The following is a 22,763-nucleotide window of genomic DNA, read 5'->3' as shown; positions in this document are numbered from 1 at the left end:
ACGCAATGCGGACATGCGTGGTGCAGTATTCCCAGGGCTATCGGAATCCGCAGTATCCGCGGCCGTGGTAATCGCGTTGCGGCGGTGATTGCGCGGCGCCATCGTCTTGATATCGTCACGGTTCCTTTACAATGGGGGCGTACGACTGGCGTCGTTGCTGGTCGCCAATAGAAAGGACCATCATGATTTCGCCGAATACCACGCCCCGGTTTGAAGATCAGCAGTCGGGGAATCAGCCCGGCAGCCAGTGGAGCGATCCGCAGCAGCAGGCCGCGCCCGTCGCGGACCCGTCCGCCTACGCCACACAGCCGCAGTACGCGCAGTATCAGCAGCCGGCGGCATACCCCTCCACGCCGGGCATCGCGCCGGGTTCCGCGCCCGCCGTCACGCCGGTTCCGACGGCGGGAACCGCATCGAGCAATGACTTCTTCGCCCGGATGGCGCGTATCGTCATCGCGCAGCCGCACCTCTCCCTTGCAGCCCTTATCGGCGTGATCGGGGCGGCGGTTTCCATCCTCGGCTGCTTTCTGCCGTTCGTTTCGGTTCTCGGCTTCTCGCTCAACTACATAAGCAGCGGCGGTATCTTCGTGCTCGTGCTGATGGTGCTGACGGCCGTCTTCCTGTTTTTCCCGAAGAAGGGATTCGCCATCACCGCTGTTGTGCTGTCGGCGCTGAACGTGCTGGTTCCGCTTACCAGCGTTTCCGGCCTGCCGTCGTTCCATTACGTGTCAATCGGCTTCTACGTAATCCTCTTGGGTGCTCTGGCCGCTCTGTTCGGCTCGATCACACAGCTGCTGCTGATTACCAAGGGCCTTCTCTCTGCGCCGCAGAGCGGTGCGACGGCGCCTGCCGCTGCGCAGGGCGCTCCGTTCCAGGCACCCGCACAGCCTGTGCAGCAGACGACGTACGCGGCACCGGTTGCAACGGCCGATGCCACCGTGCCTGCCGCTGCGCCCGCTGCGTATGCGGCTCCGACGACCGACGCGCAGTCCGTGCCCGTGCAGTCCGTGCCCGCCCAGCCGGACCAGACCGCGCAGCCGGACCAGCAGCTGTGACGTGTCCGGCGACCGGGGTCCGTAGGGAGCCGGTCACCGGACGGAGTGGGAGAATCGTATTCCCAGCCAGTTCCCCAACAACAGGCCTAATCTCGGTATCTGTCCCAGATACAGAGGTCTGATTGGCATGGATGCCGATGAAACCAGAAAGGAAGAACATGACATCGCCGAATAATGCGCCGCAGTGGCAGGGCCAACCGGGGCCGAACCAGCAGGGCATGAACCAGCCCGGCCCCAACCAGTACGCGCAGCAGGGCCAGCCCCCGTTCGCCAATTATCCGCAGCAGGGGCAGTACCCGCAGCCGGGTCCGTACCAGATGGGTCCGCAGTCCGCAGGGTTCCTCGGCTCGATGGCGCACGTCATCGTCGCGCGTCCGACCATCACCGTCGCTTCTCTCATCGGCATGATCGGCTCGCTGCTTGCGATCATCGGCTGCTTCCTGCCGTTCTTCACGTATTCCTACAAGGGATACGGTAGCTCGTACAGCGTGTCGTTCTCGTACCTCGGTTCGGGCATGGGAACGGGCAAGCCGTATTACGGCATCTTCGTGCTGCTGCTTATGGTTGCCACGATTGTTTTCTTCCTATTCCCGAAGAAGGAATTCTCCGTGACGACGGTGGCGCTTTCGACCACGGCGCTGCTGTTCCCACTCTATGAGCTCATCACCCGTTCCTCCGGCTATTCCATCGGCGTCGGATTCGTCTTCATCCTCATCGGCGCGCTGGCGGCGCTGTTCTGCGCGGCGGTGCAGATGCTGGCCGTGAACAAAGACATGATTGTCGTTCCGCCGACGCCCTATGCGCCGGCTCCCTACGGCATGCCGGCTCCCGGCCAGGGCCAGATGCCCGGATACGGCGCGCCGAACCAGCCGAACCAGCCGAACCAGTTCGGGCAGTATCCGCAGCAGAACGGTCAGGGCGGTTCGAACGGTCCCCAGCAGATGCCGCCGCAGGGCCAGCAGTACCCCGGACCGATGGGGTCGCGCAACTAGCGGTTGTGAGGCGTCGTCTCTAAGGCATCGTCCATAGCCCTTTCCGATCCCGCGCGCCGCATGACGCGCGGGATCGTCGTATTTGTGTCATTGTGCGCTGTGACGCGTGCGCGTTATCGTGCGCCCTCCCCGCCGCGCCCACGCCCGCTCCTCCTTCCGCCGTGCGACGTTCGCACAGGGCGCACAAGCGTTGGAACATGGCGGTCCATCGTCTTATTGCCCATATACAATCTGAAGCATGACATACAAACTCGTACTGCTCAGGCATGGCCAGAGCGCATGGAACAAGACGAACCAGTTCACTGGTTGGGTTGACGTCCCGCTGACCGACCAGGGTCGCGAAGAGGCCAAGCGCGGCGGCCAGCTGCTCAAGGAGAAGAACGTCCTTCCGGACATCGTGTTCACCTCCCTTCTGCGTCGCGCCATCAACACCGCCAACATCGCCCTCGACGAGGCCGACCGCCTCTGGATTCCGGTGCAGCGCAGCTGGCGCCTCAACGAGCGCCACTACGGCGCCCTCCAGGGCAAGAACAAGACCGAGATCCGCGAGAAGTACGGCGACGAGAAGTTCATGATCTGGCGCCGTTCCTACGGCACCCCGCCGCCGGACATCGATCCCAACGACAAGTACGCGCAGAACAACGACCCGCGCTACGCCGGCGATCCCGTGCCGGAAGCCGAGGCGCTGGCCAACGTGGTCGAGCGCGTGACCCCGTACTGGGAGTCCGCCATCGTGCCGGAGCTCAAGTCCGGCAAGACCGTCCTCATCGCCGCGCACGGCAACTCGCTGCGCGCCATCGTGAAGATGCTCGACAACCTCTCCGAGGAGGAGATCGCCAAGGTCAACATCCCGACGGCCATCCCGCTCCTGTACGAGCTTGACGAGAACATGAAGCCGATCAAGCCGCGCGGCGAGTACCTCGATCCCGAGGCTGCTGCCGCCGGTGCTGCCGCCGTGGCGGCCCAGGGTCAGAAGTGAGCTGACCAGAAGTGAGCTGACCTTCGGGTGTCGGTTTCCTGAGATTCCTCCGGGATTCTTCTGGGATTCCGATTCCAACGATTGGGTCGGGCGCCATGTGGCGTCCGGCCCTTTTGCATGTGTGGCGGGGGCGGGGTGCGCGATGTAACGGTCGGTCTCGCTGGTCGCTGTGTTGCCAGTGAGGGGCACTGTTGGGTGGGGGGTGTGGCTTGTTTTCAACGATGGCTTCGTCAACGGTGGGTCTTGCTGGTTGGTGTGCTGCCTGTGAGAGGCACCGTTGACGGGGCGGGGCGCGGAGATAGGGAACGGGCGCCGACCCGGGTGGGAGCCGACGCCCGTTAGGAATCACGATGGGAAAATCGTGGATCGTGAATCAGACATTCGCGCGCCCAGCGCCGCGCCCGCCGCGATCGCGCATCACGAGCACAATCGCCACGAGCGCAACCGTGTACAGAACCGCGAGAATCGGAATCAGCGCGGCGTAGCGGTGGGCCGCGTCAGAGGCATGCGTGACCACGAACGACGCCAGCTGGTTGCCGGACAGCCCCGCGAACGCCCACGCGCTGAGCGCCAGACCGTGCACGGTCGACACCGACGCCATGCCGAAATGCTGCTCGAGCAGCACCGGAAGCGTGGAGAATCCGCCGCCGTAGCCCGCGTTCACAAGGAACAGCATCATGAGGATCATCCACAGGATGCCGTTGTCAATCGAATGGAACGCCACCTGCAGAACGCAGACGGCGATCGACATGGCGAAGATCACCACATAGCTGGTCTCGCGCCGGCGGCAGTGGTCCGACAGCGTGGAGAAACCGAGCCGACCGGCCGCATTGAACACCGCGTCGATCGCCAGCACCGTGCTGATGACGCCGGCCGTAGCCGCTGCGAAGGCCGGGGCGTCGAGGCCGGAGAAGCGCGGCATGACGGCGAGAACATCGTGGAGAATATCCTTCTCCTGCGAGATCAGCGCCAGGCCGCAGGTGATATTGAGGTAGAACGCCACCCAGATGGCCCAGAAAACCGGGCGCCGCATCACCGTGCGGCGGCGCACGCGCGCGGCCGCGGAGTAGACGTAGCCCGCGGGGCGGCGGATGAGCAGGAATCCCAGGAACATCATGACCGCGTACACCGCGGACAGCACGTAGAACATGTTTACCAGGCCCACCGTGGAGATCAGCCACGTCATGACGGGGCTGGCGATGGCTTTGGCGAGGCCGAAGCCCGCCACCGCGATGCCCGTGGCGAGGCCCTTGTTGTCGGCGAACCACAGCATGAGGTTCTTCACCGGCGTGAGATAGCCGACGCCCAGTCCGATGCCCATGACGGCGCCGTAGCAGATGAACACGCCGGGGAGCCATCCGGCCGCGATGCTGGCGCCGGTGCCTGCGAATCCGGCGACGAAGCACACGAGGCTGATCAGCGCGGAGCGGCGGATGTCCTTCTCCACCACGGGGCCGAGGAAGGCGGCGGACATGCCGAGGAAGAAGATCGCGAGGGAGAAGCCCCATTCGATGGTGCTCGGCGCGACATGCATCTGGTCGGCGATCAGCTGCTTGAAAACGCTCCAGCAGTACACGGTGCCGATGGAGATGTGGATGAGCAGCGCGGGGACGACGGCGCGCATCCAGCGGTTGTCGAGCGGGGATCGCGCGGGTGCGGTGGCCGTGGAGGCGGGTGCTGTTGCGGTGGGTTCGGGGGTTGAAAGGGAAGACGATGGTGACGATGCCGACGATTCGGCAATCGTGGCGGATGATGACATTCTCTGACGGGGGTTGCTCGCCATATATTCCTCTCCGCAGCGATGGCGGAGATGTCGGGCTAACACCTGCGCATCCCTGCGCGCACGACACTATCAGCTCGGCGCCGTTCCTCCCAGAAGTGTGAATGGCGTCACACGGCTTTGTGAGCGGCGTCACAGAAAGAATGGGGGCGGACCGAAGTCCGTCCCCATATTCCCATGTGATGAACGCCGGCTCGACGCGGCGCAGTCCCGGGCGTTACTCGCGCGTTATTCGGGCGTTACTCGTCAAGGCCGCCGGCGAGAACCGGCGTCGGATCCTTGGACGGGTCGAAGCCCGAGACGATGAAGACGATGCGGCGCGCCACGCCCACGGCATGGTCGCCGATGCGCTCGTAGAAGCGGGCGATGAGCACGGCGTCGATGGTCTGCTGCTTGGTGCCGTTCCAGCTGTCGGCATTGACGATGCCGAAGGTCTTGGTGTGCAGGTCGTCGAGCTGGGAATCCTTTTCGATGAGCTTGACGGCCTGGTCCTCGTTGTGGTTCTTGAGAATCTGGATCAGCTCGTCGGCGGTGTGGGAGTCGAAGTCCTGCATCTTCTGGAAGCAGTCGCGGATCGCGGGGTTCACGGCGCTTTCGGGGTAGGCGCGGCGCGCGATTTCGGCAATGTGGCGCGCCAGGTCGCCCATGCGCTCGAAAGTCGATGCGATGCGCAGCGTGGACACGACGACGCGCAGGTCGGTGGCGACCGGCGTCTGGCGGGCGAGCATCTCCAGGCACTGGTCGATGATCGATGCCTCGAGTGCGTCGATCTTGATGTCGCCGTCGATGACGCTCTGCGCGGCGTCGATGTCGGCATCCAGAAGGGCCTTGCCCGCGCCGTCGATGGCGGCCTTGACGGCGGCGGCCATCGTGTCGAGATCGCCGCTGATCTTGTTCATTTCCTCGGTAAACAGTTCGCGCATAGAAGTTCCTTATCCTCAATTGAGCCTCTCCGTCATTCTATGGGAAGACGATGGAGCCGACCCGGCGCCGTGGTGAACTGACGGTGAATTTACGATGCCGACAGCTTACCCGCATCGATGGATTCCTTGATGGAACACCTAGGATACCGTACCGCCGTCCGTACCGCCGTGGGAGGGAGGCCGCGCCATGAATGACATCTTCTCAATAACCGTGCCGCATGGTGAATTGTGCAAGAATTAACACATCATGGAAACTCTTCAGATTGTGTGCATCGTGCTGGCGGTGGCGTGCATCGCGCTCGCCGCGACGCTCGTCATATCAGTGTTCCGTTCTCGCGCGAAGAAACAGACGCAGGAGGACGATGACGACGATATCGGCGTCGACCTCATCCGCGTGCTTTCCTCGCTCGATTTCGAATCCATCGCCGTGGACACGTCCGGTGACGTGGTGCGCGCCACGCCTGCGACCTACCGCCTCGGCCTCGTGCGCAACGATGCGATCGCCGATGACCGCGTGCGCGACGCCATTCGCACGGTGCGCGAGTCGGGAACCGCGCAGACCTTCGAACTCGTGACGCATACGCCCGCCGATTATGCCACGGTCGGCCTCGATGCGGGCGACCAGCTGCTGTCGGGCGATGCGGCGACGATGCGAGACCTCGGCCTCGGCGAGAACTGGCTCGAGGTGACCGTGACCCCGGCGACTGATGAAATCGTGCTCGTTCTCGTTCTCGACGAAAGCAGGCAGCGGCATTTCGTCGAGCTGCGCGACGATTTCGTCGGCGGCGTGGCCGAACGCCTCAGCGACCCGGCGAACGAGATCCTGCGCCTCGGCAACGAGCTCATCGACGAGCTGGGCGAGGCTCGGTCCGCGGGTGCCGGGGCTCCGAATGCGCAGGCTTCCGGCGCCGGTGCTCCGGGTGCCGGTGTTTTGGGCGTCGCGTCGTCGGCGGTCGATGACGACGCCAAGGCAATCGTGTTCCAGGCGCGCTATCTGCGCCACCTTGTGTCCGACCTCGTGCTTCTGCTGTCGAGCCAGGGCATCGTCGGCGAGGACGGCGAGGCCGCGCCCGTCAGCCTCGGGGATGTGGTGGACGGCGTCATCGAGAAGGAGACCCCTGCGGCCCGGAAGGCGAAGGTCTCGTTCGAATACCGCCGGCCGGATGCGCCCGTCGTCGTGCTCGGCGACGCACGGCAGCTGTCGGTGGCGGTGGAGAAGCTCGTGGAGAACGCCCTCGAGTACTCGCCTGACGACGCGCATGTGGGCGTCATGGTGGATACCGACGAGACAGGGCAGTACGCGCGCGTGCGCGTGATCGACAATGGCCCCGGAATCTCGAAGGATGATCAGGCGAAGGTGTTCCAGCGTTTCTATCGCGGAGATACGAGACTGCTGCGCCATGGAGGCGAGGACGGGACGGGCCTGGGCCTGTCGATCGTGCGTCATGTGGCGCTGCGCCACCGCGGCACTGTGCGCCTGTGGAGCAAGCCAGGTAGCGGAAGCACCTTCATGATCCTGATTCCTTTGGCGAGCACCCTGCAGAAAAACGATGCGGCCGGCGCCGAGGTGCAGTCGGCCCCGCGCCTGGGGCTCGAGGCGGAATCCGAGATGGCCGTGCGGTGATGGGCGGCGTGTGAAAAACACACGGCCACGGCAGAGCGGCGCTCCTTATTCGGCGGACGGCGTGGCGCCATTGGCACCGTCGCCGTCGGTGGCGGTGCCATCCTTGCCCAGGAGGCGGTAGGTGCTGCGCTCGCGGCGCTCCCAGACCAGCAGCATCGCGCCGATGATCACGCCGGCCGCGCAGGTGATGGCCGCGCGCGGCGACATGACGCCGCGCAGGTAACAGACAAGGCACACGATTCCCGCAACGGCCCATACGAGGGTGCCGCCGAGGAACAGTGGGAAGAGGTCCACCCGGACGGGCTTGGGGTCGGGCTTGCGGACGGAGGGGTCCCAGATCGGTGCCAGTTTCATGACACCTACCTTACATCGTGGGCGGAGCCCTTCGCGGAAGGCCGGGGCGTTTGGCGCGTGGCGCGGGCGATGCCGAGTGTATGGGGAGCGTGTAAGGGGCGTGGCGCTCCCGGCTCGTTCCGGGAATCGCGCTAAGGTGGAGTGGTTCACGCGCAGCGATACGCACCGAAGGCAGCAACGATACGAGGAGGCCCTGTGTTCCCGATCAGACCGGTTCCCAAAACGTATTCGTGGGGCTCCGATCATCGACTGCAGGAACTTTTCGGCGTCGGAACCGACGGCCCACTGGCCGAGATGTGGTTCAGCGGCCACGCCGCTTCGCCGTCGCCGGTCGACGTGGACGGCGAGACCATGGCGCTCGACGAAGCCATCCGCCGCGCCCCCGAGCTGATGGTCGGCACGGCCGTTTCCGAAACCTGGGGCCCCGTGCTGCCGTATCTGTTCAAGATAATCTCCGCTCGCATTCCGTTGTCTTTGCAAGTGCACCCGCTCGATTTCGAGGCGCGTGCCGGCTTCAACCGCGAGAACGCCGCGGGAATCCCCCTCGACTCGCCCGTGCGTTCTTTCAAGGACACCCTTGCCAAACATGAGATGGTGGTCGCGCTCGAAGACTTCGAGGCATCCGTCGGCTTCGCTCCGCGCCCCGTCCAGCTGCGTGCGCTCAACTCCATCGACCACCCGCTGGCCCGCGCCATGGCGCATGAGATCGCGGGCGGCGAATCGGGCGCCGTGTCGATGCACCGCGGTCGCTGGAGTCTGCGCTCGCGGTACGCGGAGGCGCCATCGTTGGTCGACGATTCCGACCTCGACACCGACATGCCCGCCTCGGCGCGCGTCTGGGGCCACACCCAGCGGCGCATCTTCCGCGCCTTCCGTCTCGCCGTCACCGCCGCGCCCGACCAGGCCGAGGGACTCACCGACGCGCTGCGCGCCGCCGCCAGCACATGCTCCGATCGTCGCGCCGGGCGCATCGTCGGCCATGCTCTGCAGGCGGCCGAAGCCTTTCCCGGCGACCCGAGCGTGCTGTGCGTGGCCATGCTCAACGCCGTCCACCTGAGCGCCGGCGAATCCGTGTTCATCCCCGCCGGCACGCCGCACTGCTACCTGCACGGAACGGGCGCGGAGATCATGACCAACTCCGACAACGTGCTGCGCGCGGGCATGACGCCCAAGCACAAGGACATCCCGAACCTGTTGCGCAATCTCAACTGCACGCCCGCGCCGCCGATCGACCCGACCGCGCACACCATGCAGACGCTGCTCGCGCCGAACCTGGCCGTATACCGCCCCGATTTGCGTGAATTCATGCTGTCATGCGGGCAGGTGGGCACCGACGCCGATAAATGGTGGGGCAAGGTGGCCGGACGCCAGCGCACCACCATGACCACCTACGCGCAGAACGTGGCCCCCGCCACGGCGATTCCCGCGGTGGGCGGCCCCCGCGTGCTCGTCTGCGTGAGCGGCCGCGTGCGTTGCACCAGCGACACGCAGAGCGTGGTCGTGGGCAAGGGCGAATCGTATTTCATTCCGGCCTCGGACGGCCGCGCCCGCGTGACTTCGGTCGGCGGCGGCGAGCCCGGCATGTACCTCCTCGCCTCCACCAGCCTGTGATGCGCGTGTTCGCGCGCGTGGGGCAATAAAAGGTCCCGCCCGGAAGGGGCGGGACCGTGAAGTCATGCGCGGGACCGAAGTCATGCGCGGGACCGAAACCGCGGTGGAAGCGCTACGCGCGGCGCATCTGGTCGACCACGTAGTCGATGCACTGCGTCAGCGCCTCGACGTCGCCGGGCTCGACTGACGGGAACACGCCGATGCGCAGCTGGTTGAGGCCGAGCGCACGGTAGCCGCCGCAATCCACGATGCCGTTGGCGCGCAGATGCGCGAGCACCTCGGAGGCGGGGATCGCGTCGTCGAGGTTGACGGTCACGACGCAGTCGGAGCGCGCCGGGCCCGCGGGGACGAACGGCGTGGCATAGTCGGATTTCTCGGCCCAGTCGTACAGGATGCCCGAGGACTGGCGGCAGCGTGCCACGGACCAGTCGAGTCCGCCATTCGCATTGATCCACTTGATCTGCTCGTTCATGAGGATCAGCGTTGCGATGGCCGGCGTGTTCAGCGTCTGGTTCTTGCGCGAGTTCTTGATGGCCTTGGTCAGCGACAGCATGGCCGGCACCCAGCGCGTGGCGCCCTCGAGCGTGGCGGAGGCCTCGACGGCTTCGGCGCGTGCGATGGCGGCGGGGGAGAGGATGGCCACCCACAGGCCGCCCTCGGCGCCCATGGCCTTCTGCGGGGAGAAGAAGTAGGCGTCGCATTCGCTCATGTCGACGGGCAGCGCGCCGGCGCAGCTCGTGGCGTCGATGATGGTCAGCGCACCGGCCTCCTTCGAGCCGGGGACGCGCTTGACCGGGATCATGACGCCCGTGGAGGTCTCGCTCTGCGGCCAGCAGTACGTGTCCACGCCTTCGGTGAACTCCGGCACGGCGGCCTGGCCATACGGCGCGGTCACGATAACCGGATCCTCGAGGAACGGCGCGCCCTGCGCCTCCTTGGCGAATTTCTCGGAGAACGACCCGCACACGCCGAACGCGGCCTTGCGGTCGATGAGGCTGGCGCATGCGATGTCGAAGAACTGGGAGGCGCCGCCGTTGCCGAGCACCACTTCGTATCCGTCGGGAAGACGGAACAGGTCGGTCAGGCCCTTGCGCACGGATGCGACGATGTCCTTGACGGAATCCTGACGATGGGACGTGCCCATCGGAGATCGCCAGGAGTCGAAAAGCACCTTGGCCTGGTCTTCGCGGATGCGGCTCGGGCCCGAGCCGAAGCGTCCGTCCTGGGGAAGCAGATTCTGCGGAATCGTCACTGTAGTAGTCATGGCTCCAACAATAGCGTGGAGAGCCGTCAGGCAAAGCCGGTGGTCTGCGAAAGGCCCACGATTCGTGAGACGCGCTCACGAAAGAGGCATATGGCGACGTGGCCGAGGTGCAATAACGGAACGTCATTGTGGAGAAAATGTGAAAATCGTCGCGGTCCCAAGGCGTCCCGATTGTGGAATCCGTCGTTTCCGGGACGGAAAACGCGCGGATTCGAGGGCACGGGAACTCTGGTAACGATGACGGGGCGGCTGTATCATATGCATCGATGCCAGTCTGGCACGTTACTGACCCTTAACCTCCGGTCATCTGCTCCGGATAGAATCCACAGCGTCAGCACAAGTCAGCGAACAGCATTCGGAAATGTAGCAGGAACACAACGACGACCGGCCCGTGGGGCGGCGCGCATCATGCGCGGGCCATACGCCGGGCTTTTCAAGGAGCACATCTATGGGACATGCGGCTCATAAGGCGGGTCACGCCGAGCGCCAGAGCTTCGCGACCATCCGGGCCCTTGCCTCGATCAGCGGCTCCTCGTCGGTGTCCCCGCGCCATTCCGGGCGCCATATCTCGCATAACGCCGAATCCGTCAGCGCCGAGGCCCGCCATGCCCAGCACGGCCGCGTGCCCTCCGCCATCGTCGAGCACGCTGCGAAATCCGCAACGTCGAAATCCTCCCTGTCCGCCGGCTCCGATGTGGCCGCCGTCGTCGACGTGCGCCGCATGCTGCTGCGGGAACTCAACTCCGCGCCGCTGACACGCCGCGAAATCCGTGAGCGCAACCGCCGCGATTCGCGCAAATCGAACTTCATGATGGCCGGCGCCATGGTCGTGCTCATCGGCTCCGCCGGCGCGCTGTGCGGGGCGAGCGCCGCGGGCGTCTTCGACCGCACGCCGCTGGCCGAAGCGCAGGTCGCCTCGCAGCAGATCCTGCCGGCCGACTCCTCCGACGTAACCGGCGACGCCTACGATTCCTCGTCCTCGCGCTCAGAGACGCGTTCCGAATCCGTCGACACCTCGGATTCCACGAGCTGGGACGGCCAGGAAACGATGGGTCAGCTCAAGGTCGTCACGCTCTCCTCGCGCAACCTCACGCTGCCCGAAGGCAAGCAGGTCGCCGACGGCATCTGGAGGAACAACGAGCTGTTCCTCGCCGACCCCTCCGACGTCGACGTCCCCGACAGCGTCGACCACCAGACCGGCGACACCGGCAACTCCTACCCTTACGGCCAGTGCACGTGGTGGGCCTATGTGCGCCGCCACCAGCTGGGCCTGCCCGTCGGATCGTATTTCGGCAACGCCATGTCCTGGGCCGCATCCGCCCGCGCGCTCGGCTACTCGGTCGACAACAACCCGCAGGCCGGCGACATCGTGGTGTTCGCGCCCGGCCAGGCAGGCGCCAGCACCACCTACGGCCACGTGGCCATCGTCGAAGCCGTGATCGGAGACAAAATCGTGATCTCCGAAGCAAATTCCGGCGGCGCGCTCGGCCAGGCCACGTCGCGCACGCTCGCGAATATCCACGATTTCACCTATATCCACAGCTGACACGCCACCACTCCTTACGCAACCGTCACCTCCCGCGCTAAAGTGGGACTCGAGGCACGGCGCGACGACGCGCCGGCATCCAATGACGTAAGGAGTATCCATGACTACAAAGAACGACAAGGCCATTCTGGTCGGCGTGGACGGATCCGATGCCAGCTTCAAGGCCACGTGGTGGGCCGCCAACTATGCCAAGCACGCGGGCCTTATGTTGCAGATCGTGTGCGCGTACTCGCTGCCCAGCTACGCCGCGGTATCCTTCGACGCCACATACACCGCGATGGGCGATGACGCCGTCGCACATTCCGACGCCGAGGAGATTCTCTCGAAGGCCAAGGCCATCGCCGACCAGCAGGGCGTCGAGGCCGAGACGCTGATCGTGACGGGCGACCCGAGCGCCGTCTTCGTCGAGCTCAGCCGCAACTACAACCTCATCGTCATCGGCAACCGCGGCAAGGGCGGCCTCGCCGAGCGGCTCCTGGGCACGACGAGCTCCAGTCTGCCGGCCTATGCGTACTGTCCCATCGTGGTGGTGCCGTACACCGACGACGACGGAACCGTCATGCATCTGAACAACACCATCAGCCGCGTGGCCGTCGGCTCCGACGAATCCAAATGGGGTCTCGAGGCGCTGCGCATCGCCGCGCGCTTCGCGAACCTCTGGGGCGCCAAGCTCACGGTGATCTCCGCGGTGCCCTCGATGCGCGGCGGCAAGATCGAGGAAGGCGTGCTCGCGTCCTACAAGGACGACCTCAAGACGCGCCTCGCGCCGATCGTGGAGCATTTCCCCGACCTCGACATCGAGACCTCCATCGTCCCGGGCTCCGCCATCGACGCGCTGACCGAGGCGAGCAAGGTCAACGATGTGGTGGTCGTCGGCTCGCGCGGGCGCGGCGGCTTCACCGGCCTGCTGCTCGGGTCGATCAGCCAGGGCCTGCTGCAGCATTCGGTGTCTCCGGTGTACGTGGTGCCGCGCAAGTACGTGGAGGCCGCGGAAACCGAGCTGGCCAAGGCGCCGAAGTCCCCGGCGGACGTGCCGTCGGTGCCGGTTGAGAAGATCGAGGGCGTCGAGCCGGTGTCCGTGCCGACGGCGTCGCAGAACGTGGCGGAGAGCGTGGCGGAGACGATCGATCCGGCGCAGCACGAGTGATGCGCTGCGGCGTGGTGTTTGGCGGCGCGGCGCTGCGATGCTGCGGCGCGTCGCGGCGTGCGGCATTGCGCAACTGGATTGCGCTGAGCGCGTGAATCGCGACCCGCGATGGCCGGGCGCGCGACGTTCTGGGTATGCTGGTCATGCCACACGTCCCGCGTCCGGCCGTTCGCATTCGTGGCGCCGCCGCGGGATTCGCATGCCGGGGCCGCGCATGTGGCCCCGGGACGTACGAACGAACTTACGAAGACTTACGAAGGAGTCATATGTCGAGGCTGTGGGTTGAGAAAAACAAGGACGGTTCCTGGGACGCGTTCTCGGACGATGGCGCGCATATCAAGTTCGGTCACGGCTCCGACCGCGGCGTGTTCTCGCCCGGCGACCTGACCAAGATCGCGCTCGCGGGATGCGCCGCGCTGTCGAGCGAGAAGGCCGTCGAGAGCGCGCTGGGCGAAGGCAAGGGCGCGCGCATCGTGGTGGACGGATCGTATGATCCCGACAACGATGCCTTCACCTCTTATGAGGAGCAGATTGTCATCGACGCCACCGAGGCCGGCCTGTCCGAGGAGGACGCGAAGAAGCTCGCCGAGCGCGTGCGCCGCCACATCGAAAGCGGCTGCACCGTCAAGCACACCTATGAGCACGAGACCCCCGTGCGCATGAGCATCGACGTGCGCCACTAAGGCGTGCGCGGAGGCTTTGCAGGAGCCTTCGCAGGCCTAGACAGACCCGGCGAGAAACGCGACGAGAAAACAGATTGACGGTGGATTGACATATGGCGCTTACCCAGGAAGAACTCGACAGCATCCGGTCGCGCATGCCCGCACGGCCCCAGACCGACATCCCCATGCCCTATGAGGATCTCGTGCGCAAGATCATCATGGAGGGCACGCTGAAATCCGACCGCACGGGAACCGGTACGATTTCCCTTTTCGGACAGCAGATGCGCTTCGATCTGAGCGAATCCTTCCCGCTGCTCACCACGAAATCCGTGTGGTTCAAGGGCGTGGCCTACGAGCTGCTGTGGTTCCTCAAGGGCAGCAACAACATCGGCTGGCTCGTCGACCATGGCGTGCATATCTGGGACGAATGGGCTGATGAGAACGGTGACCTGGGCCCCGTCTACGGCGTGCAGTGGCGCAGCTGGCCCGCCCCGACCAAGGACGACCCCAACCGCACCATCGACCAGATCGCGAACGTGGTGAACCTCATCCGCACCGATCCGGACTCGCGACGCATGATCGTGACCGCCTGGAACCCCGCGGAGGTCGAGAACATGGCCCTTCCGCCGTGCCACGCGCTGTTCCAGTTCTACGTGGCCGACGGTCGCCTGAGCTGCCAGCTGTACCAGCGCAGCTGCGACATGTTCCTCGGCGTGCCGTTCAACATCGCATCGTATTCCCTGCTCACCTGCATGATGGCGCAGCAGACGGGCCTCGAGCCCGGCGAATTCGTGTGGACCGGCGGCGACTGCCACGTCTATGACAACCATGTGGAGCAGTTCCTCGAGCAGCTCTCGCGCGAGCCCTACCCGTACCCGACGCTCGAGATTGACAAGGCCCCGAGCATCTTCGACTACAGCTACGAGGACTTCCACGTCATCAACTACAGGCACCATCCCAAGATCGCCGCGCCCGTCGCGGTGTGATGTGGTGTGAGGTGCCGAAGCGGGACGCGCGGCGGCGTGGCGGAAGGCCTGCGATGCTCCGCCCGCGCATCGTTTCGCCGGGCGTGTACCGCGCATGCGGACGATTCCCATCGTTTGTTAGGGAAACGACACGGACCGATGCTAGGATGATTCCCTAGTTTGTGTCCCGACCGGACGGCCGGGTTACCTAAGGAGTGAATACCGACAATGGAGCATGACAGTCACAGTCGCACGGACCATCATGAACCCAAGCCCGGTTTTTCCGGGCACCTGAACCATGGCCGCGAGCTCGGCGACGACGACCTCTACGAGGATGAAGAGGAATACGACGAGTTCGACGGCGATGACGAGCCGAAACGCACGTGGGTGAACCTCATCTGGGCACAGGCGCATACGCCTGACGGCGGGGAGGGGATCGGCCTCGCCGGCGGCATCCCGTGGCATCTGGGCGAGGACCTCAAGCATTTCAAGGCCCTCACCGTCTCGCATCCCGTCATCATGGGGCGCAGGACGTGGGAGTCCCTGGGCGGCAAGCCGCTGCCGAACCGCGACAACATCGTGATTTCCTCGGACCCCTCCTTCCGCGCGCCCGGGGCCATCGTGATTTCGTCGCCGGAAGCGGCGCTCGAATGCGCGAGCCAGTCCGCCATTCCGGATGACGGAATGGATCATTCCGAGATCTGGATCATCGGCGGATCCACCGTTTTCCAGGAGATGATGGAGGAGGCCGACCGCGCCTACGTGACGCAGATCGACGCCACCTTCGACACCGACACCCATGCGCCGACGCTTGTGGGCGATTGGGCTCTGGAGGACGAATCGCCATGGATGACGCCCGCGAAAGACGAAGGCATCCCGCGTTTCCGCTACCGCGTGTACCGCAAGATCGAAAAGAACGACGACGAGGACTGAAAGCCGAAAGCCGAGAGAACAGAGGGAGGCATATGGCCGGCCGCACCGATTCGCAGAACCTGAAGGACGACCCGCGCTACACCATCACCACGGTGTGCACGGGTAATATCTGCCGTTCGCCGATGGCGGAGATCATCCTGCGCAAATACGCCGAGGACGAGGGTCTCGCCGACAGCGTGCGCGTGATGTCGAGCGGCATCAGCGACGAGGAATACAGCCATCCGATCGACCCGCGCGCCGTGCGCGTGCTGCGCGCCCGCGGCTACGAGATCCCGAAGCACCATTTCGCGCATGCCATCACGCGCGGCGAGATCGACGCCACCGACCTGTTCCTGCCGATGACGGCCTCGCATATGCGCTCGCTTCTGCGCATGCTGCCGCCCGAGGACCGCAGCAAGGTGCATATGTACCGTTCCTTCGACCCGAACCTCGCCACGCCGGCGCCGGGCAAGGAATACGAGATCGACCTCGTGGATCCGTGGTACGGCGGGCCCGAGGATTTCGAGATCGCCATCAACCAGATCGAAGAGGTGGCGCCGTATATCATCGACTGGGTGAAGGGCGAGATCGGCCGCTGAGTGGTTTTCGGCTGGCTTCGCACGCGAATGCAAGCTCATCGAATGCACACCGAAAAGGGGCTGGTGCATATGCTTCAAGGGCATGTGCACCAGCCCCTTTCTCTTGCATGGCGTTGGGATATGCGCGTGCTGCATAGAAAATCGTCTGCCGGATCCCCGTGCGAAGATTCGGCAGACGATGGGGCGGGTGAGCGGACAGGCTAGCAGACTACTGATTGTTGTTGTCGAGTTCGGCCTGGAAGTCAGACAGCTCCTTCTTGGCTGCATCGATGTCGCCGCTGTAGAGGTGGATGCCCAACGCGGAGCTAAAGGAATAGATCTTCGACGACGTCGAAGAGATGGCCGCATACACTTCGCTGCTCGACCTCGAATTCTGTGAATACTCGTTCGAACAGATGGACGACCATTCCGAATAGTCGCTTGCCGCATCCGGATCATTCAGAACGCCGTTGTACAAGGCATCGCGCAGATCATCCAACAAACCGTTATAGACATCGTCTAGGGTGTCATCCAGCGCTCCGTTGTAGAGGTCATCGTCGATGGCGTCGATATCGGAATACATGTCATGCGCGCTCTTGCCTGAAGACAAGACAGCATTGGCATAGACGGCGGCATCCTGACGGTACAGGAGCAGAGTCTTCTCCGTTTCGCTGGTGATGGTGTCGTAGAAGGCCTCGACCTCGCTGGCGTTGGCCTTGTAGGAGTCGTAGTCCGAGATCTTTGAGGTCAGGGCGTCCTTCTGAGCGGTCAGCCTGGTGATGAGATCGTTCTCCTGCGCTTCGGAAATGCTCTTCAGCGAGGCCTCATCGGTGATCTTCGTGGGATTGAGCGATGCATCCGAGGCAGCGGATGTGGCGGTTTCCGTGGACGTGGCCGTTTCCGATTCGGTTCCCGTGGACGTGGCCGTGGATGTTTCGGATTCAGCGGACGTGGCCGTGGATGTTTCGGATTCAGCGGAGGATTCGGACTTCTGGGCATTCACCGCCATGACGTTCGGCATGCCGACGATGAGGGCGATCACCGTGAGTACGATGCCGATGATCGACAGGATGCGCGGCTTGTAGTGGGAGTTCTTCTTCTGCGTCATCACCAGCGCGGCGATGCAGGTGCCGAGCGAGATGAGCGCCAGCAGTATGAACAGCAGCATGAATAGCGCGCTATTCCAGCTCTTGATCACGATTGCCAGCACCAGGAACACCACGGCGAAGGCGAAACCGCCAAAACACATGATTTTCTGCAGGATTGTGGCAGGCTGCTGCGGCTGTTGCGGCTGTGGGGCGGCGCCGTTTGCCGTCGGGACGGAGCCTTGCGGAGGCACGGTACCCGCGCCGGTCGGTGCGGCTGCAGGCTGTGCACCAGCCGGCGCACCAACGAATGCTGCACCGACCGCGGGTTGATTGCCGGCGGCCATCGGCATCTGCGCGGTCGGAGCCTGCGCCGTCGATGTCTCATCGGGCGCAGGGGCCTGATTCGCCGCCGGATTGGTTGCGGCCTGCGGCGTCGATGCGCCGATTCCATTCATCGGATTGTTCTCTATCGGATTGTTCTCTTCCATCGGTTTCCCTTTCCTTTTTTGCAAGGATTCGACAGACCATTTTTGCTGGTCGGCGTCGGTCAGCCTTGTCAGGATGGGGACTTCGGTCGGGAACCGTCGTCCCCGTCCTGACACCGGCTGTTAGTTTGCACTCACGCCAGCGGCTGCCAGCTTTTGACTGATTCGGGTGGTGACCTCGACGTAATACTGCCAGTCTTCTGCGGAGAGGGAGTTTTCGTCGACGGCCTGCATCTTCGTCGCCCAATCGGCGTACTGGGACATCATTGTTGAATAGTCCTGGAGCATGCTCGCGGGGTTGTCGCTCGTGGAGTACTTCTGCATGAACGCGATGTACTGGTCCATGAACGCCTCATAGGAGTCCATCATTGCGCGGAAGTCTTCGGAAGAAGTCGTTGGGGCGTTCGTCGCAGTGGTTTCCTCCGCGGTGGGTTCCTCCGTGGCCGCTTCGGTGGTCTGCTCGGCGGTTTGCGCTGGCTCGGATGTCTTGGTTTCCGTTTCTTTGGATTCGGACGATTCCGTGTCATTCGCCGCGGAGGAATTCATCTGCTGCGCTGCTTCGTGGCTTGCATCGAGGTTTTCTCTCTGCTCGGTCATGGTGGTGTTTGCGATGCCAACGGGCAGGGCGATGATTGCAAGGATGATGCCGATTTTAGCGAGCTTGCGGCCGCTGAAGTCTTTGTACTCCTTCGTCATCTCCCGGCCCACGATGCAGGCGATGATGGCGATGAGCGCAAGGGCGAAGAGCACGCCGGTGCTCCACTTTTTCACAAAGAAGGTGAGCAGAAGCAATACCAGGCCGAGGGCGAAACCGCCGTAGCATAGGTATGCCGGTATTCCGCTGACCGTAGTGGTGGCGCTGTTCTTGGGCGCGTCGTTTTGTGGCATGCCGTTTTGTGGCGCGCCGTTCGTCCCATTCGCAGGATTGGTGGTGTTTTCCATTTTTCTTCCTTACTCTCTCGGGGTTTTGCTGTTTTTGTTACGGGCATCCGTCGTAGCGACGGCGTGATCCATTCGAGGCATCGGGGTGCTCGGATTCTTTGACACGGTGTCCGAAGCTCCGTCGCGAGTCGAATGTGATGCACTGTTTTCCCCTGCATCGTCGCCAGACGCTTTGTCGAACGCTCGTTTGCCGTGCAGGATGGTTGTTGCCAGTTTCTCGAACATGATGCTCATGTCCTTTCTGGCGCTACAGTTCCCGGACGGGCACCGCTGAGCGGCCGATCGTGTCATGTGATTTCCCGGGAGGTAGCGTCATAAAGGGCGATGTTTATTTCGCGGATGCGTCCCTCCTTGTCGTGCTGCGAGTGACTCCAAATGAATGAAATCAAGGTCTCTTCGAGCCGTAAATTCATCGTGAAACACTAAAAACAAACCGTCAATGGTATAATGTGTTATAAAACGGTTGAAATCTATGAGAGAAATAAGTTATGGATGATATAAGCCAAGGACGCGCGGCGATATGGCGGAAGCGCCTGAAACGGTGCATGGACGAACGGGGGCTCACCCAGCTTGCCTTCGTCAGCCAGCTCAACAGGCAGTTCCTCACGAAGTATCACCAGAAGGACATCAGCCGCTGGCTGAACACCGGCAATCGCACGGCCTCCGGTGTCATCGGATTCCCCAAATACGAGACGATGATGCTCATCGCTGAGTTTTTCAATGTGGACGTGGGATACCTGACCGGCGAATCCGATGAAGAGACCTTCTCCATGCAGCGCGCGTGCGATTTCACCGGGCTTGACAGCACGGCGGTGCGCAACATCCGCGACTGGACTGGCGCCGGTGCTTCCTGCGGGGCGAAGGACGGGAACGCGGGCGACTCTCAGGATGGTGTTGACGACACTCTCGACGGCGGGGCGGCGGATGCTGACATGGCGCCGAGCGATGCTGATGATGCGGCTGCGCGTGAACTCCGCAGACGCACCATTGATGCCTTTCTGGGGTCGGAGGAATTCCCCAAACTCGTGGGGAACATGCTTACATTGTGCGAAATGTCATCCATGTGGCGGGATTCCCCGGAGAAATTCGCGTCTGTGATGGCCTCGGTGGCCGAAGAGAGCGATTTGCAAGCGGGATTCACGGCGGAACTCATGGTGAACGCGTTCTATGGCATCGCCAACGTGTCGTTCCAGCAGCTCCTGCATAATGCCTATCCCATTCCCGACCGTTCCAAAATCAACGATCTCGATGACGGTGCTGCCGATGATGGCGATACATCTCGCTCCGGCACGTAAGCGCTTGAATCAGGCTTGCGTTTTGCCGGACGAGCGGGTGTGGGTGGCTGGATGGGGGTGCATGCCACAGCCGGTGATGTTGTATCTGTGCTTATGGCGGTGTTTCCCGCCGCCATAAGCACAGATACAGGGTTATAGGACGTGGGGCGTTCGAGTTCGGTTGGGACGATTGTCGGGCGAACTCACCGAACTGCCCCGGCATGCCCGGAAACAGGAGACGATCCCGGACGGGACCGGACACACAATGTGTCCTTCAACCCCAAATCGTCTAAAGCGGGTGCCGCCACACCCACCCAAGCCCATCTCAGAGGGAAAACCACCGAGAACCCAGCCTAAATCGCCTAAAGTGGGTGCCGCCACACCCGCCCAAGCCCATTCAGACACCAAACCAAGGCAAAACCAACCCCAAACCGCCTAAAGTGGGTGCCGCCACACCCGCCTAACGCCATCTTGGCGGGAAAACCGCCGTCAATCCAGCCCAAATCGCCTAAAGTGGGTGTCGCCGCACCCGCCCAAGCCCATCGGCGGGAGCGGGGACGGGGCGGGGACGACGGGTACGGCGCCGGCATCGAATAGAACGAGCTGCACCGCGCGGCATGACACCCGTGGGGACTGCCTCGACACGCCCGAAAACAAGAGACAGTCCCAAACGGGACCAGACACACATTTTTTGTCCTATAACCCGTGGTCTGGGCTGCGCGGCCTGGTCTGCGCCGCGGAATAAGAAAGGGGCCGGACGCCTTGCGACATCCGGCCCACCCGTTTTCTTTAGTCAAAGTACCGAAGTACCTCAACCACTTTCAGTATAGGGGATTCATGCCGGTCCGCGCAGGATTTCGCTGTGCGCGCAACGACATCGTGTTTCTTGATCTTCCCGCGGGTTGAGCGGGCGGGGGCTGGCTCTCAATCCGTAACACTGTGATGGCTTTCGGACAGAAAACACGATTTTTCGGCCCGAAAACGCCCGATTATGTCCGTAAGCCATCACACTGTTCTGGGAATGGGAACACTGTGATGGGTTGCGGACACGGGCTGGTTGCGGACACGGGCGGGCTCCGCTCATAACGGTGGCCCTTGCTGGTCGCTCCGGTGCCAGTGAGAGGCACCGTTGCCGTCGGCGGAAAAAGAAAAACCCCGCCGAAGCGGGGTAGTGGTGGCTCCGAGCGGCATCGATCCGCTGACCTCACGATTTTCAGTCGTACGCTCTACCAACTGAGCTACAGAGCCATTGAACAAAAAACCCAGGCGAACCTGGGTTCTTTTTCGCGACTCCGGCCGGACTTGAACCGGTGACCTCCGCCGTGACAGGGCGGCGCTCTAACCAACTGAGCTACGGAGCCAACTCGTTGCTGCCTTGCGTCAGGCAACAAGAGAGATAATACAGATGACCTGTCGGTTACGCAAATCGAAACGGCAAATTCGTGGGTTTACGGCGTGTCGCGTTTGGTGGCATCGTGTAAGAACCGCGGAATTTCAACGATTTTCCAGCAGTGCAAGAAACAGCCATCGGCGTGTCGCGGAGGCGGTCATCAAGCTTGGATGCCATTGCGCGACGAGAAAAGGTCGCGGCAACGAAAGAACCCCCGGTGCCGACAGTGGGGCATCGTGGTGGCGTGACGGTAAGATTCAGACAGCATGTATTCGAATCCCAGGAAGGAATGATGACCGCAGAAACCGCATCCCCCGAACCTCTCGACTCCGCCGAGCCTGCCACCGACCCCGCAGCCCCGGCCCCCGCCCCGTATCGCCGCGAGGTCGTATCGTTCGTCCGCCGCTCCTCGCATCTGGACGGTCGCCTCGCCGCCGCGTGGGAGCGCTACGCGCCGGACTACCTCCTCGACATCCCGAATGCCGGGCGCGACCTCGCCGTCGACCCGGCCTTCCGCCTCACGCGCGAGTACGTCGCCGAGCAGTGGGGCGCGGACCGCCCGCTCGTCGTCGAAATCGGCACGGGCCAGGGCGAGAACATCGTGGCCGCCGCCGAGCGCGAACCCGACGTGAACTTCCTTGCGCTCGAGGTCTACGACCCCGGCGTGGCGCATACGTTGCTGCGCGCGGGCAAGGGCGGGCTGCATAACCTTCGCGTCGCCCAGGTCAACGCGCCCGAGCTGCTCGCCGTGTGCGAGAAGGGCCTGCTCGAGGAGCTGTGGACGTTCTTCCCCGATCCGTGGCCGAAGATGCGGCATCACAAGCGCCGCATCGTGCAGCCGGCGCTTGCGCGCAGCGTGCACGAGGCGCTGCGCCCGCGCGGCCTGTGGCGCATCGCGACGGATATCGACGATTACGCGCTGCATGTGCACGAGGTCATGGACGACGCGCCGGGATTCGAGAACTGCGGCACGCGCACGGTGCAGCTGGCGACGGAACATGTGGGCAAGGGCGATGCGGAGCGAGCCGCCGATCTGCCGCATGCCGGGTTCCTCGAGTCCGAGCGCTTCGAGGGGCGCGTGCTGACGAATTTCGAGCGCAAGGGGCTGGATGCGGGTCGCACGATTCACGATATGACCTATCGCGCCGTGTAGGCGGTGACGTCCGGCGGCGCCTGCCGACGCGTGTTTCGC

The 22,763-nt window shown here is 63.7% G+C and carries 20 protein-coding genes and 2 tRNA genes; 13 read left to right on the top strand and 9 right to left on the bottom strand.

What is annotated here, in order from left to right; genetic code table 11:
- The first annotated feature begins 182 nt into the window (after window positions 1-182).
- The 3 genes from PSRA_RS03470 to PSRA_RS03460 all read left to right on the top strand — a co-directional run bounded on the left by PSRA_RS03470 (window position 183) and on the right by PSRA_RS03460 (window position 3,026).
- A complete protein-coding gene (locus PSRA_RS03470; protein ID WP_094660515.1) occupies window positions 183-1,055 on the top strand; it encodes a hypothetical protein in 873 nt (290 codons plus the stop codon).
- Window positions 1,056-1,213: 158 nt separating this feature from the next.
- Window positions 1,214-2,047, top strand: a complete 834-nt coding sequence (locus PSRA_RS03465) for a hypothetical protein (RefSeq protein ID WP_094660514.1) — start codon at window positions 1,214-1,216, stop codon at window positions 2,045-2,047.
- A gap of 238 nt (window positions 2,048-2,285) precedes the next feature.
- Window positions 2,286-3,026, top strand: a complete 741-nt coding sequence (locus tag PSRA_RS03460; RefSeq protein WP_094660513.1) for a phosphoglyceromutase — start codon at window positions 2,286-2,288, stop codon at window positions 3,024-3,026.
- 373 nt (window positions 3,027-3,399) lie between these two features.
- Here PSRA_RS03460 and PSRA_RS03455 read toward each other — a convergent pair whose 3' ends face one another.
- Together PSRA_RS03455 and phoU are read right to left on the bottom strand one after the other, a co-directional pair.
- On the bottom strand, window positions 3,400-4,650 hold the full coding sequence (locus PSRA_RS03455) for an OFA family MFS transporter (RefSeq protein ID WP_169712474.1): 1,251 nt from the start codon (window positions 4,648-4,650) through the stop codon (window positions 3,400-3,402).
- A 395-nt stretch (window positions 4,651-5,045) separates the two neighbouring features.
- Complete coding sequence (gene phoU, locus PSRA_RS03450; RefSeq protein ID WP_094660511.1) at window positions 5,046-5,729, bottom strand: phosphate signaling complex protein PhoU; 684 nt, start codon at window positions 5,727-5,729, stop codon at window positions 5,046-5,048.
- Window positions 5,730-5,976: 247 nt separating this feature from the next.
- Between phoU and PSRA_RS03445 the strand changes: the two genes are divergently transcribed.
- Window positions 5,977-7,353, top strand: a complete 1,377-nt coding sequence (locus PSRA_RS03445) for a sensor histidine kinase (protein WP_094660510.1) — start codon at window positions 5,977-5,979, stop codon at window positions 7,351-7,353.
- A 45-nt stretch (window positions 7,354-7,398) separates the two neighbouring features.
- On the opposite strand, the gene PSRA_RS03440 is transcribed toward PSRA_RS03445, so the two are convergent.
- Window positions 7,399-7,707 (bottom strand): hypothetical protein, encoded by a 309-nt coding sequence (locus PSRA_RS03440; RefSeq protein ID WP_094660509.1) that lies wholly within the window; start codon window positions 7,705-7,707, stop codon window positions 7,399-7,401.
- 195 nt (window positions 7,708-7,902) lie between these two features.
- Between PSRA_RS03440 and manA the strand changes: the two genes are divergently transcribed.
- Window positions 7,903-9,318: a mannose-6-phosphate isomerase, class I gene (manA, locus tag PSRA_RS03435; protein ID WP_094660508.1), complete on the top strand. Its 1,416-nt coding sequence runs from the start codon at window positions 7,903-7,905 to the stop codon at window positions 9,316-9,318.
- A gap of 112 nt (window positions 9,319-9,430) precedes the next feature.
- On the opposite strand, the gene serC is transcribed toward manA, so the two are convergent.
- Entirely contained in the window at window positions 9,431-10,582 is a 1,152-nt protein-coding gene (serC, locus tag PSRA_RS03430; RefSeq protein WP_094660507.1) for a phosphoserine transaminase, read from the bottom strand.
- 448 nt (window positions 10,583-11,030) lie between these two features.
- Here serC and PSRA_RS03425 point away from each other — a divergent pair, with 448 nt between their 5' ends.
- The 6 genes from PSRA_RS03425 to PSRA_RS03400 all read left to right on the top strand — a co-directional run bounded on the left by PSRA_RS03425 (window position 11,031) and on the right by PSRA_RS03400 (window position 16,413).
- A complete protein-coding gene (locus tag PSRA_RS03425) occupies window positions 11,031-12,128 on the top strand; it encodes a CHAP domain-containing protein (RefSeq protein WP_094660506.1) in 1,098 nt (365 codons plus the stop codon).
- A 100-nt stretch (window positions 12,129-12,228) separates the two neighbouring features.
- Complete coding sequence (locus PSRA_RS03420) at window positions 12,229-13,275, top strand: universal stress protein (protein WP_094660505.1); 1,047 nt, start codon at window positions 12,229-12,231, stop codon at window positions 13,273-13,275.
- Window positions 13,276-13,541: 266 nt separating this feature from the next.
- Window positions 13,542-13,958 (top strand): OsmC family protein, encoded by a 417-nt coding sequence (locus PSRA_RS03415; protein WP_094660504.1) that lies wholly within the window; start codon window positions 13,542-13,544, stop codon window positions 13,956-13,958.
- 92 nt (window positions 13,959-14,050) lie between these two features.
- Window positions 14,051-14,923: a thymidylate synthase gene (locus PSRA_RS03410; RefSeq protein WP_094660503.1), complete on the top strand. Its 873-nt coding sequence runs from the start codon at window positions 14,051-14,053 to the stop codon at window positions 14,921-14,923.
- A gap of 207 nt (window positions 14,924-15,130) precedes the next feature.
- Window positions 15,131-15,835 carry a dihydrofolate reductase gene (locus tag PSRA_RS03405; protein ID WP_094660502.1) on the top strand — a complete coding sequence of 235 codons (705 nt, stop codon included), beginning with the start codon at window positions 15,131-15,133 and terminating at the stop codon, window positions 15,833-15,835.
- 32 nt (window positions 15,836-15,867) lie between these two features.
- A complete protein-coding gene (locus PSRA_RS03400; protein ID WP_094660501.1) occupies window positions 15,868-16,413 on the top strand; it encodes a low molecular weight protein-tyrosine-phosphatase in 546 nt (181 codons plus the stop codon).
- A 208-nt stretch (window positions 16,414-16,621) separates the two neighbouring features.
- On the opposite strand, the gene PSRA_RS03395 is transcribed toward PSRA_RS03400, so the two are convergent.
- The 3 genes from PSRA_RS03395 to PSRA_RS09125 all read right to left on the bottom strand — a co-directional run bounded on the left by PSRA_RS03395 (window position 16,622) and on the right by PSRA_RS09125 (window position 19,141).
- The gene (locus tag PSRA_RS03395) at window positions 16,622-17,968 is read right to left on the bottom strand and encodes a hypothetical protein (protein ID WP_094660500.1); all 1,347 of its coding nucleotides are present in this window, start codon (window positions 17,966-17,968) and stop codon (window positions 16,622-16,624) included.
- Window positions 17,969-18,088: 120 nt separating this feature from the next.
- Window positions 18,089-18,907, bottom strand: a complete 819-nt coding sequence (locus PSRA_RS03390) for a DUF6591 domain-containing protein (RefSeq protein WP_094660499.1) — start codon at window positions 18,905-18,907, stop codon at window positions 18,089-18,091.
- Window positions 18,908-18,916: 9 nt separating this feature from the next.
- Window positions 18,917-19,141, bottom strand: a complete 225-nt coding sequence (locus tag PSRA_RS09125; protein WP_143516315.1) for a hypothetical protein — start codon at window positions 19,139-19,141, stop codon at window positions 18,917-18,919.
- A gap of 311 nt (window positions 19,142-19,452) precedes the next feature.
- Between PSRA_RS09125 and PSRA_RS03385 the strand changes: the two genes are divergently transcribed.
- Window positions 19,453-20,202 carry an XRE family transcriptional regulator gene (locus PSRA_RS03385; RefSeq protein WP_245834867.1) on the top strand — a complete coding sequence of 250 codons (750 nt, stop codon included), beginning with the start codon at window positions 19,453-19,455 and terminating at the stop codon, window positions 20,200-20,202.
- Window positions 20,203-21,353: 1,151 nt separating this feature from the next.
- Here the strand turns inward: PSRA_RS03385 and PSRA_RS03380 are convergent.
- Together PSRA_RS03380 and PSRA_RS03375 are read right to left on the bottom strand one after the other, a co-directional pair.
- Window positions 21,354-21,429: transfer RNA gene (locus PSRA_RS03380), tRNA-Phe, on the bottom strand.
- A gap of 39 nt (window positions 21,430-21,468) precedes the next feature.
- A tRNA-Asp gene (locus tag PSRA_RS03375) sits at window positions 21,469-21,542 on the bottom strand.
- Between the two features lie 318 nt (window positions 21,543-21,860).
- Between PSRA_RS03375 and trmB the strand changes: the two genes are divergently transcribed.
- Window positions 21,861-22,724 (top strand): tRNA (guanosine(46)-N7)-methyltransferase TrmB, encoded by an 864-nt coding sequence (gene trmB, locus PSRA_RS03370; protein WP_211280479.1) that lies wholly within the window; start codon window positions 21,861-21,863, stop codon window positions 22,722-22,724.
- Window positions 22,725-22,763 lie beyond the last annotated feature (39 nt).

Source organism: Pseudoscardovia radai (assembly GCF_002259605.1).
In the GTDB taxonomy this organism is placed as follows: domain Bacteria; phylum Actinomycetota; class Actinomycetes; order Actinomycetales; family Bifidobacteriaceae; genus Pseudoscardovia; species Pseudoscardovia radai.
This window is presented reverse-complemented; position numbering and strand designations above follow the sequence as displayed.